This window comes from Paeniglutamicibacter sp. ORCA_105 (assembly GCF_045798545.1).
Classification (GTDB): domain Bacteria; phylum Actinomycetota; class Actinomycetes; order Actinomycetales; family Micrococcaceae; genus Paeniglutamicibacter; species Paeniglutamicibacter sulfureus.
The window spans coordinates 1-11,537 of the sequence record NZ_JBIXLM010000025.1 but is presented as its reverse complement, the minus strand read 5'-3'; the positions used below and the strand labels follow the sequence as shown (position 1 = coordinate 11,537).

At 64.7% G+C, this 11,537-nt stretch carries 10 protein-coding genes; 6 read left to right on the top strand and 4 right to left on the bottom strand.

The genetic code is table 11. The features are described from left to right. Positions 1 to 15: 15 nt before the first annotated feature. From ACIPUB_RS12950 to ACIPUB_RS12935, 4 genes are all read left to right on the top strand, one after another. Positions 16 to 612 (top strand): TetR/AcrR family transcriptional regulator, encoded by a 597-nt coding sequence (locus tag ACIPUB_RS12950; RefSeq protein ID WP_407607747.1) that lies wholly within the window; start codon positions 16 to 18, stop codon positions 610 to 612. Further along, the gene (locus ACIPUB_RS12945) at positions 609 to 2,183 is read left to right on the top strand and encodes an FAD-dependent oxidoreductase (RefSeq protein WP_407607746.1); all 1,575 of its coding nucleotides are present in this window, start codon (positions 609 to 611) and stop codon (positions 2,181 to 2,183) included. Before ACIPUB_RS12950 ends, ACIPUB_RS12945 begins: the two co-directional genes overlap by 4 nt. Next, positions 2,180 to 3,082 carry a diacylglycerol/lipid kinase family protein gene (locus ACIPUB_RS12940; RefSeq protein ID WP_407607745.1) on the top strand — a complete coding sequence of 301 codons (903 nt, stop codon included), beginning with the start codon at positions 2,180 to 2,182 and terminating at the stop codon, positions 3,080 to 3,082. Before ACIPUB_RS12945 ends, ACIPUB_RS12940 begins: the two co-directional genes overlap by 4 nt. A gap of 192 nt (positions 3,083 to 3,274) precedes the next feature. After that, the gene (locus ACIPUB_RS12935) at positions 3,275 to 3,490 is read left to right on the top strand and encodes a hypothetical protein (RefSeq protein ID WP_407607744.1); all 216 of its coding nucleotides are present in this window, start codon (positions 3,275 to 3,277) and stop codon (positions 3,488 to 3,490) included. 27 nt (positions 3,491 to 3,517) lie between these two features. Here the strand turns inward: ACIPUB_RS12935 and ACIPUB_RS12930 are convergent, their stop codons facing one another. The 3 genes from ACIPUB_RS12930 to ACIPUB_RS12920 form a co-directional block, all read right to left on the bottom strand. Then, the gene (locus ACIPUB_RS12930) at positions 3,518 to 4,297 is read right to left on the bottom strand and encodes a CatB-related O-acetyltransferase (protein ID WP_407607743.1); all 780 of its coding nucleotides are present in this window, start codon (positions 4,295 to 4,297) and stop codon (positions 3,518 to 3,520) included. Between the two features lie 167 nt (positions 4,298 to 4,464). Continuing rightward, complete coding sequence (locus tag ACIPUB_RS12925; protein WP_407607742.1) at positions 4,465 to 5,334, bottom strand: VOC family protein; 870 nt, start codon at positions 5,332 to 5,334, stop codon at positions 4,465 to 4,467. A gap of 403 nt (positions 5,335 to 5,737) precedes the next feature. Then, a complete protein-coding gene (locus ACIPUB_RS12920) occupies positions 5,738 to 7,237 on the bottom strand; it encodes a PucR family transcriptional regulator (RefSeq protein WP_407607796.1) in 1,500 nt (499 codons plus the stop codon). 211 nt (positions 7,238 to 7,448) lie between these two features. Between ACIPUB_RS12920 and ACIPUB_RS12915 the strand changes: the two genes are divergently transcribed. Together ACIPUB_RS12915 and speB are read left to right on the top strand one after the other, a co-directional pair. Beyond that, complete coding sequence (locus tag ACIPUB_RS12915) at positions 7,449 to 8,846, top strand: MFS transporter (RefSeq protein WP_407607741.1); 1,398 nt, start codon at positions 7,449 to 7,451, stop codon at positions 8,844 to 8,846. Further along, entirely contained in the window at positions 8,843 to 9,841 is a 999-nt protein-coding gene (gene speB, locus ACIPUB_RS12910) for an agmatinase (protein ID WP_407607740.1), read from the top strand. The genes ACIPUB_RS12915 and speB overlap by 4 nt, the downstream gene beginning before the upstream one ends. Before the next feature lie 327 nt (positions 9,842 to 10,168). Here the strand turns inward: speB and ACIPUB_RS12905 are convergent, their stop codons facing one another. After that, entirely contained in the window at positions 10,169 to 10,963 is a 795-nt protein-coding gene (locus tag ACIPUB_RS12905; protein WP_407607739.1) for a GAF and ANTAR domain-containing protein, read from the bottom strand. Positions 10,964 to 11,537: the final 574 nt, after the last annotated feature.

Genomic DNA, 11,537 nt, shown 5'->3' with positions numbered 1-11,537 from the left:
GATACAGTGTGACACATGAAGTCACAACGTACCACCGGACCCGGCGACGAAAAGCTCCTGCTGGCCACGCGGGAATCAGTGGTCCTGCACGGGGTGCGCCGCACCACCGCCAACGACATTGCCGAACGGGCGGGGATTTCCCGCATGACGTTCTATCGCCGGATGGGCTCGGTGGAGAACGCGGTGCTCGCCACGCTGACCCGCGAGTTCCGCACCGCAGCGGCCGGCGTCCGCTCCGCATCCCCCGCCGGCACCGGGCGCGAGCAACTGGTGCACTTCGCCATTCAAAGCGTGCGCGTCTTTGCCACCTCGGAGCTTTTGGACTCGATTGCCGAGCGGGACCCCGAGTTCCTCATCCCCTACGTCACCGACAGGTTCGGCGCGAGCCAGCAGCTGATCCTTGACCAGCTCGATGCGCTGATCGCCGCGGGCCAGGCGGACCACAGCATCGAGGCCACCGCCGCCACCGCCACCACGCTGCTGCTGGTCCTGCAGGGCGTGGCGCTCTCGGCGCGGCTGCTGCGCAAGACCGGAGCCTTCGAGGATTCGCTGGGAGAGCTCGAACGGATGCTTCTGCGGCATCTGGCCCCGCAACCGGAGGCCACCCGATGAGCCGAGGGGATCCCACCTGGATCAACGACGCCACCCGGCGGCGTTCCCTCGAACACGTGCGCACGCACACCGTGGACGTGGCGGTCATCGGCGGCGGGATCACCGGGGCCGGGGTGGCCCTGGATGCGGCAAGCCGCGGTCTGTCGGTGGCGCTGCTGGAGGCCCGGGACTTCGGCTCCGGGACCAGCGGCTACAGCTCCAAGCTCGTCCACGGCGGCCTGCGCTACCTGGCCATGGGCGATTTCCCGGTCGCCTGGGAATCGGCGGTGGAGCGGCGCCTGCTGATGGAGACGATCGCCCCGCACCTCATCCGCCCGCTGGGGTTCATCATTCCCCACACCACCGGCGCCCGGTGCCGGGAAACCGCCGCCGCCGGGGCCGGCGTGTCGCTCTATGACCTGCTGCGCCGGGCCTCGGGCCTGGGAAGCGGCGTGCTGCCGCGGCCCCGGTGGCTTTCCGGACGGGCCGTCGCGGACCTGGTGCCGTCGCTGGACACCGCGGGACTGCGCGGCGGGCTTCTCTACTGGGACGGGCAGCTCATTGACGATGCCCGCCTGGTCATCTCCGTGGTGCGCACCGCCGCCGGTCTCGGCGCGCAGGTGCTGCGCGATGTCCGTGCCACCGGGATCACGGCAGACGCCGTGGAGGCAGTTGACACGCGCACCGGTGAAGCGGTGGAGGTGCGCGCGCGGACCGTCATCAATGCCGCCGGGGTCTGGGCCGCCGGCTTCGATGCAGGCCTGGCGGTGACCCCGAGCCGCGGCAGCCACCTGGTGGTGCGGGCCGAACGCCTGGGCAACCCGCAGGCCGCCCACACGGTGGGGATCCCGGGCCACTTCGGCCGGTACGTGTTCGTGCTGCCCCAGCCCGGGGGCGTGGTGTACATCGGCCTCACCGACGAGGAAGACCGCGACGCCGACGGCTACCGCCCCGCCGTTCCCGAGCACGACGTCGACTTCCTGCTCGAGGTCGTCAACCGCGTGCTCGACCGGCCTCTGGGCCGCGGCGACGTCATCGGGTCCTTCGCCGGGCTGCGGCCGCTGGTCGGGTCCCGGCACGCCGGCGGGCCCGAGGGCACCGCGGACGTCTCGCGCCGGCACCTGGTGAAGGACGGTCCGGGGGAACCCATCACCGTGGTGGGAGGGAAACTGACCACCTACCGCCGCATGGCGCAGGACGCGGTGGACGCAGCAGCGGTGCGGCTCGGCGTCACCACCCCGAGCCGCACCAAGAAGCTTCCGCTGGTCGGTGCCGCAAGCCGCACGGCCCTGGCCACCCTCGACGCCCCGGCCCGCCTGGTGGCCAAGCACGGCACGGAGGCGGTTGCGGTGCACCGGCTCGGCGGCGAACACCCGCTGCTGGCCGAACCGCTTTTTGACGGATGCGCGATCACCGGCGCGGAACTGCTGTTCGCCATTCGCGCCGAAGGGGCAACCACCATCGAAGACCTGCTGGAGCGCAGGACCCGGCTGTCCCTGGTGCCCGGGGACGCGGCCAGGGCCCGCCCCCGCGCCGGGGAGATCCTGGCGATGGCCTCCGACACCCCGCACCCGGAAGGAACCGGCACGTGAAGGCGCCATCGGGAGGCCCGGCCCTGCTGCTGGTCAATCCAACCTCGGGACGCGGCCGCGGCCTGAAACTCTGGGAGGAAACCGCCGGCGCCCTGCATGCAGCGGGGTTCGCCCCGGTCGTGCACGTCACCGAAAACCTTCAGGAGGCCACCCGCCGCGCGCGCGAAGCGCCCGCCGGCTCGCTGGTGGCGGCGTTGGGCGGGGACGGGTTCCTGGGCGCCGCCGCGGCCGGAGCCAGGGCCTCCGGTGCCATCTTGCTTCCCCTGGCCGGGGGCCGGGGCAATGACACCATCCGCCGCATCGGGTTGGACCTGGACCCGGTCAAGGCCGTGCGGAACCTGGCGCGGCTGGTGGTCCGCGAGCTGGACCTGGGCCTGGTGAACGGGCGCGCCTACTTCGGGGTCGCGAATGTCGGCTTTGACGGACTGGCCAATGAGTACGGGAACAGCGCCCGGCTCAACCTCGGCCCCTTCGTGTACCTCTACGGCGGGCTCAAGGCGTTCCTGGAATGGCGCAACGTCACCTTCACGCTGAAGGTGGACGGCGTGGAGAGCTGCGTTCCGGGTTGGTTCATCGCGGTGGGAAACGTCGGCCAGTACGGCGGCGGACTGCACATCTGCCCACGAGCCAGGGCCGACGACGGCCTGCTGGACGTGGTGTCCCTGGGGAAGGCCTCGATCCTGGGCGTGGCGCTGACCTTCCTCCGTTCCTACCGCGGCACCCACCTGAGCCAAGGGAATATTTCCTTCACCCTCGGCCGGGAGATCACCATCAGCGCCAACCGGCCGCTGAACATCTATGCCGACGGGGAAAGGGTCGGAGCCCTGCCTGCAACGATCGGGATCGCCCCGGCCGCGGTCAGGGTGTTGGTTCCCGCGCATTCACCGGTGTTCGGCTGACCCCTGCCCCGGCCGCGGGGCAGGCTGCCGAAACCCGCCATCGCCGGCAACCTGTCCAACCTCGGGCGGCACAGGCGCGTTTCAGGTCAAGGGCGTGTTGATGCGGCTGTCGTCGATCGCCCTGGACGTGAAACCCTGGGGCAATATCTAGACCACGAACGTGCCCGGGGCATCGTCACCACCGCCGACGCCGTGGCCACGCTGGATCCGGACGGAGCGGTGGACACCCTGTCGGTGGGCGGCAAGGTCAAGGCGCACAACAGCGGCACCACCGCGGTGCGCACCGGCACGGGAAACCCGCCCGGCGTCGGGCACTTGTTCTGGGAGGCATCCAACAGCACGGTGCGGACGACGCCGATTGCTGCCGGGCTGCTCGAAGCGCAGCTCACCACCAACCTGGCGGCTTGAAGTAGGGGCTACGCGCTCCTGGTTGCCTCAGGCCGTGTAGCTGCCGGCTCCAGCAACGGCCGCGGCCAGCTCGCGGCCCGTGACCACTTCCGGCCGGTAGGGTTCGATGGCCCCCGCCTCGATGAGGCCGATGGCACCGCGGGCGAACTCCGCCGGATTCCGGATGTCCAATTGGTTCAATGCGGTGGGCGAGTAGTTCCACCAACTGCTGCGCAGTAGATCGTTGGTGGTTTCCTCATCGAAGCGCGGCCTGATGGTCTTGGCGGGTACCCCGCCGACCACGGTATATGGAGGAACGTCGCGGGTGACGATCGAGTTGGAGGCCACCACCGCCCCGTCGCCAATCGTCACGCCGTGGCCCAGGGTGACGTCCTCGCCGATCCATACGTCGTTGCCGATGGTGACCGGATTCGGGGTGTAATCGAACTTCCGGTAGGTGGGCTGCTCTCCCCTATCCCGCTCAAAGGTCTCCATCATGAGCCGGCGGTTGTAAAAGACCGGGCTGGTGGAGGCCCATTCGTGCGGATGCCGTGCGCCCATGACCTTCACGCCCTTGGCAATGGAGGTGTAGCGCCCCACCTTGGCCGAAAGCGGCAGGCGGGAATGGGTGTATGAAAAGGAGCCCAGGCTCACCAGGTGCCGGCCGCTGCCTGCCCAATAGGTGGCATAGGGCTCAAGGCGCAGGTCGTCGCCGAACTTAATCTGGGTGTCATCCCCGTAGCTGGCTCCGGTGGCTTCTATCGACTTGGCGCCGGGACCCATGAAAAAGATCCGGTTCGCAACCAAGTGAGGGCGTAGTTCGCTCAAGCGTAAATGCATCGTTCAACCCTAGTCATGGAACCCGGTGGTTTCATCGGCATTTACTGGCAAAACCATGACCGCCAGTCACGGAAGATCGCCACTGCAGAAAGCGGGACGGGGATTCACGCGAAATCGTGAAGCCCCCGGCCCGCCGTCGCGGTTTGCGAATGGCATTAGCCAACCGCGACGCGCAGCTGGTTCCGCCACGGGTCTTCGAAGCGCAGCTCGGCGCCGGTGTGGTGGCTGGAGATCCCGGCAACCTTGAGGCGCTCGGCAAGGGCGCCGACCTCGTCCTGGTTCGGGACGGTGATGACGACTTCACCCAGGCCCAGGGTGTCCTTGCGGGGACCGGCGCCGCGGGAATTCCACACGTTCATGGCCATGTGGTGGTGGTAGCCGCCAGCGGAGACGAAGAGTGCCTGTCCGTGGAAGCTCGTGGTCTTGGCAAAGCCCAGGGTGTCGACATAGAACTTCTCCGCAGTGGCGACGTCGCCCACCTGCAGGTGCACATGGCCGATGCCGGCATTCGCGGCGGTCAATCCGCTCACGGCCGCCTCGTTAAGGTATTTGTTGAGGTAGTCATTGGGATCCAGGTAGATGGTATCCATGGCGACGGTGTCGCCGTTCCAGGTCCAGGTGTCACGCGGGCGGTCCCAGTAGAGCTCGATGCCGTTGCCCTCGGGATCGTTGAAGTAGAAGGCCTCGGAGACCAGGTGGTCGGAGCTGCCGGTGAACAGAGAGCCGTCGAACTGGGCGGCAGAGAGCACAGTGGCAGCCAGGTCCGACTGCGTGTCAAAGAGCAGCGCCGTGTGGAAGAGGCCCGCTTCACCGCGGCTGGGAAGGTTCAAGCCCGTGCCATCTGAAAGGTGAACGAGCTCGAGACCACGACGGCCCAGGCCTGTCCCCGCCGGTCCCTCCGAAAGAACTTCGAGGCCCAGGGCCTTCTGGTAGTACGCGCTCATCTTCTTCATGTCCCCGACCTTGAGCATGACGGTGCCCATGGCCAGATCGGCGGACAGTTGATCTTGGGTGATGTTGTTCATCTTGGCAGCTCCTGAGGCGTGATCGTGGGATGTTCTTGCTTCAAGTATGACACGATTTACTTGAAGCTACAACCATCGGAGTTGTTCCGTAGATCACCACACATCACAGTGTCGGATTTGCCAAAGGCACCGCGGGTTGCAGGTGCATCACCGCCTTTGCTCTTGGGATGCCGGAGTCACAGCAGGAGTCCGTGCTGGGTTCAGCGCTTCGTCAACCCTCTCGCCAAAGCACCGCGCGGCGGAGGGCACCTGGTACTTCGTGGCGCGGGACCAGGCGGCATCGGTGCACAAGATTCTTAGGGCCAGCGCAACGCGCACCGTTCGGTTCGAGAGGCTCGCTTCACACGCCCCGCCTGGCGGCAGGTCGAATCCAGCTGGACAACGGCAAGTCGGGCCCGTCCCGTCACGGTCGCTCGGCAGGGCCTATCGCCTCATATGCCTGAAAGGCCAGCCACAATTGGGCTACCGCGGAGGATTCAGCCAGATCCAGCCCGGTGAGTTCGCGAATCCTGCGGATGCGATAGATGATGGTTTGCCGATGGACAAAAAGCAACGCTGCAACCTTTTGTGCCGAGCGCTGGTTTTCCAGATAGCTGCGGAGAGTGTCCATGAATTCGGTTTGGTTCACCCGGTCGTGCTCAATCACCGGTCCGAGCAGTCTCTGCACCAGTGCCGCGCCGTCACGGTGCCCGCGCATCCCGAACCAGTTTCCCTCGTCCGCATACCCGACCAGCCGAATACCCTGGGCCACAGCCTGTCCCAACGCCCACAAGGATTCGCGTAGGCCACGTTGAATTTCATCGACTCCGACCGGAGTGCTCAGGCCAATGGGCAGCTTGGCTTCAAAGACGTGCTGCAGCAGATCTTCGGGGCAATCTTCGGAGACGAGCAAATGCAGCTTCCCCTCACCCGCTAGACAAATGCTGTTAACTCCATGGCGCCACAAAGCGCGGTGGACCTGCGGCAGGCCCGTTTCGGATCGGGCCGGTACCGCGACCAGTCGTAAGTCGCCGGCCTGCAGTCCGAACTCCTCGAGGCGGCGCGCGGCTTCAGCCACCCCTATGCGTCCTTCAAATGACTGCAACAAGAATTCCCCTCCCGACTGGAAGCGGCTTTCCATGGACAATGCCGAGCGCGAAAGCCCCAATCCGAGCACGGTGGCCGAATGCAACAGGACGACTCCGTCCGGTTGCGCATTCCCCGCGGGCAACACGACCAGCAAGGCATGCGGATGGGTGGGAATATCCATGAGCATCATGGAGTCCCCGCCGTCGGAACTCCACAGAAAGTGGCGGGTCTCTGCCGTGGATTCGGTGCTGATTCGCCGCACATGCTCCAGCACATCATCGGGCAGGGCGGCATCCCCCGGTTGCCAGGTATGCAGGCAGCGATCATCCACCACATATAGCCGGGCGTCGATTTCCCTCCCAATCCCCTCGAGTAGCTGGGACCAGGTTTCGCCGGGCGTCGTGGCCTTGCGCAACAAATCGTAGATGCGAGCGGTTTGCTTGATCCGGCGTGATTCCTCGAGCAGGCTCGCCTCGGCAATGGACCGGGAGATCGCCATAAATGGCAGAGGGTAGGGAACGGAGACCAATGGAAGGGGCAAGGAATCGCAGGCCTTGAGGAACTCGTCGGAGAAGTCCGGCGAATGCATCTTCTCTCCCACCGCCAGCGCCACAGCCCCTGCGTCCGCCAGCGCTTGGGCGAGGTGGACCTGCCCCGCGGGATTCGACGGGATCGAAAGGCCATTGGTCATTAAGAGCACCCCCGGTGACACCCATTCCCAGAGGCTGGGCAGGTCCGATGTGTGCGCCCAGGTGATCGAATGCCCCAGCCCTTGCGCCCCGGCCACCAACTGCAGACCCAATTGCGGTTCGTCCAGCAGCTCCTTCACGCTCATGGCCATTGCGCATTCCCTTTTTTCGACGTCCAAGGCACCGCCGTGGTTCCGGCGGGATCCTCCCATCAAACGCGACCCCTCATACAAATGTCTAGTCGGTGCGAGCGATAGTTGACACATGTCGATTGTCGTCGTGACTCGGATCACGAATGATGGAACCACACCACTAGCCAGCCCGTATTTTCGGGCACCAGAGAGAAAAGAGCCCGCAATGAGCACCTCCGTTCGCCTCATTGACGATGCGCCACTGACACGGTTCCATAAAAAGCTGACCGTGTTTTCCTCCGGCGGTCCCTTCATTGACGGCTACGCCCTGTCAATCATTGGAATCGCCCTGATCACCATGACCCCGGCGCTTGACCTGGGCCCCAAGGAAATCGGCATGGTCGGCGCCGCCAGCCTGGTCGGCATCTTCTTTGGCGGGGGCGTCTTTGGCTGGGTAACCGACAAGGTCGGCCGCCACACCATGTACATCCTGGACCTTATTGCCCTGGCGGTCTTCTCCATCCTCAGTGCCTTCTCCACAGATATCTGGCAGCTGGTGCTATGGCGCTTCCTCCTGGGCGTCGCCATCGGAGCCGACTACCCGATAGCAACCTCGCTCCTGGCTGAGTTCCTCCCACGCAAGCATCGCGGCCGGCTCCTGGGTGCCACGTTCGTGGTCTGGGCCGTCGGCGCGGCCGCCGCATTCGCCGTCGGGTTCGCCATGCGCGGCGTGGGGCCGGACGCCTGGCGCTGGATGCTCGCCAGCCCGGCCATCTTCGCCATCATCACCCTGCTGTTCCGGTTGGGCACCCCGGAGTCCCCGCGCTGGCTGCTCTCTCGCGGCCGAGTCGACGAGGCACGCACCGTCATCAAGAAGGTCTACGGCAACGACTACGACGTCAATTCGCTCGGCGAGGACGAAGACACCGGCAAGCGCGCAGCCACGTTCGCCGACATCTTCAACAAGAAGTTCTGGCGCCGCACCCTCTTTGTCTCAATTTTCTGGACCGCCCAAGTCATCCCCCTCTTCGCGGTCTACACCTTCGCCCCGGAGCTGCTCGCCTCATTCGGCCTGGACGGGGATGCCAACCTCTACGGCGGGTCGCTGCTGATTTCCCTGCTCTTTGTCGTCGGCGGCATCCCGGGCCTGTGGCTGGTCGAGCGCATCGGACGGCGCAAGCTGCTGCTGTGGACCTTCGGCATCATTGTCCTGGCATTGGCGGCCCCAGCGTTCATCCCCGGTGTCGGCCCAAAGACCCTGTTCACGGCCCTGGCAATCTTTGCCCTGGCCTCGGGTGCTTCCAGCTTCCTTGAGGTTGTATACCCCAACGAGCTTTTCCCCACCGAGATCCGGGCCACCGCCGTCGGCTTCGGCACCGCGATCAGCCGGGTGGGCTCGGCGGCAAGCACCTACCTCATGCCGGTTGCAATCATCAGCTTCGGTGCTTCCGGCGCCCTGTTGATTGGTGCCGGGATCTCCCTGGTGGGGCTGATCGCCACCTTCATCCTGGCCCCCGAAACGGCCAACCGTTCCCTCGCCGACATCTCAGGGGACGGCAAAAAGAAACACACCAAGCCCAACGACAAGACCGTAGAAACGACAGTTAAAGGAACCCTCGTATGAGCAAGCACCAGCCCATCGGCCCCGTCGAGGCCACCAAGGTCCCCCGGTTCGCCGGGCTTGGAACCTTCGCCCGCCTTCCACAGATCGATGCGGTCCCCGACTACGACATCGCAGTGCTCGGCGTACCCTTCGATGGCGGAACCTCCTTCCGCCCGGGCGCCCGGTTCGGGCCGGCCGCGGTACGCGAGGCCTCCCGCCTGCTGCGCCCCGGCTACCACGTCGAACTCGACGTCACCCCGGTCGAAGCAGTCCAGGTCGTGGATGCGGGAGACGTGGCCTGCACGCCGTACGACATCGGCAAGGCCGTGGAGCAGATCGAGGTACAGGCCCTGCCGCTGTTGGCCAAGGACAAGCGCGTCATCGCCGTCGGCGGGGACCACACCATCGCCCTGCCGATGCTGCGGGCGGTGAACAAGGTCCATGGACCGGTCGCTCTGCTGCACTTCGATGCGCACCTCGATACCTGGGACACCTACTTCGATGAGCCGATCACCCACGGCACGATGTTCCGCAGGGCCTTCGAGGAGGGCCTATTGATCGAGGACAAGTCGATGCATGTGGGCATCCGGGGCCCGGTGTACGACCGGGAGGATTTCCTGCGCGACCACGAATTCGGTTTCCAGATCATCCGCTCCACGGACATCGACGATATCGGCGTCCCTGCGGCTATCGCGAAGGTGCGCGAGCGCTTGGGCGACACCCCGGTCTACCTGTCGGTTGACATTGACGTGCTGGATCCTGCGTTCGCCCCGGGTACCGGCACGCCGGAAATGGGCGGTCTGCACTCCCGCGAGCTTTTGCGCCTGCTGCGTGGATTAAGCGGCATCAACCTCGTCGGCGCCGACGTCGTCGAGGTCGCCCCGGCCTACGATCATGCCGACATCACCTCGCTCGCCGCGGCCACGGTAGTTTTTGACATGATGGGCCTGATGGTCAATTCGGGCAATCTGATCCGGGAACAGTCTGAACGGACTTCGCAGCCTGCCATGGTCTAGGCCATCTCTCACGGTGCTTTTGGCCCGGCCAACGTCTGAGGCGTTGGCCGGGCTGGCGCTGTAGAGAGAACCACACGTGCCGGAACTGGCTGGCCCGCCCGAGTGATGTTGCCAAAACACCCGCCGAAAGCCGAAAGGCTGCCGTCCCACAAGGCACAGAAGCACGGGAGGACGCACTCCACCGAGAGTTATTTGATCTGGCCGGTCGGCGACAGCGTCACACCGCCAGAACCAAGGATCCATATGGTGCAGTGTTGGGCCTGTTTGGTCGGCAGGCCTTGTTGCCGACCAAACAGGCCCACTCAAATACCACGCAAGCGACATGCCTCAGTCGAAATGCGTGTGAGTCGCTTCCCTGCTGATGGACCGCACCAGGGTGTCCGCAATGTCACGCAGCTTGAGATTGCGCCCATTTGACGCCGACTTGAGAATTTCCACCGCGGTTTCCTGGCTGCACCGGTTTTGGGCCATGATGATACCAACGGCAAGGTCAATGATGGTTCGTGATTCCAGCGCCGACCGTAGATGGGCGGCAGTCTCAACGAGGCGTGCGAGGCGCAATCCGAGTCGCAAGACCTTGTTGACTTGCCCCGTGTAGCTCTTGGCGGCCTCCACGGCCTCCGCATCGAACCTTTCAGGGGTCACCGAGTACAGGTTCAACGCCGCTTTTGCGTCGTCCTCGAGATCGAAGGGCACGGCCAATACCGAGCGGATGCCATACCGGCGCACGGCCGCTGCGTATTCAGGCCACCTTAGTTCGGCATCGAGGTCCGGGATCTCGATCGTCACATGGTCTCGGGCTGCGGTCATACATGGGCCGTCGCCGAAACTGTATTGGATTTCGTCCATTTGCCGAGCGTGATCACTGCTGCTGGCAACGGTTGCGGCCTTCCGGTCTCGCAGCAGGGTGATTCCACACAACACTTGGTCATCGTCGTTGGAGAGAATACGTGCGGCATGGCTAGCGAGGCCATTGAGGAACTCTTCAATGTCATTGCTCTCCAGAATCAAGCCTTGGAGATAGTCGCTGATGGACGATTCAGCTGCGTCGGGATGTGCGGTCGTGTTACAGGCCACGTTCAATTTGCCGTTTCCGTTGTGCCTGGGATCGAACGCGTCCATGCCCCATGGAAAAGACCGGGATTCCGGTACGTCTGGGGGCATTCGCTAGGGGTTAGATCCCGAAAGGCATGCCAACGGCTCTTTGCTTAACCGTAAACACTAATCTTAGGGCCTAAAGTGATCTCCCGCATGCCGTGAGTAGTCGTTATGGTGGTCACGTTTCGTATTTTTTCCCTGTCGTGACGCCGGCAATCTCACGGGGACCTGAGCATGGAAGTCTCAGCCTGCCCCCCTGCATGCGCATCGCGGGCAAATCAAGATCCCGCCGGTCCTTAGGCCCCGCTCGACGAGACGGTGGGCGCGATGGCCCATCGCCCTGGATGACCGACACGGGCAAGGAGTCCGGCCATCGGACCCCGTGTCTGGGCTTCGGTCCCATGCGGCGGAGTAACTGTTGAACGGACAAAACCAACTGAACGAATCTGTGCAGCGTGTGGGTTCCAACGGATGTCAAAATCGTTGCTCCGTCCGAGGGGTCGTGTTTGACTTTTGGCGAGCAGGAAAATATCCACGGAAGACAATAGATTGCCGAGGTGTTCTATGCCCAGCCACAAGGGATCCAACAGCCACAGCG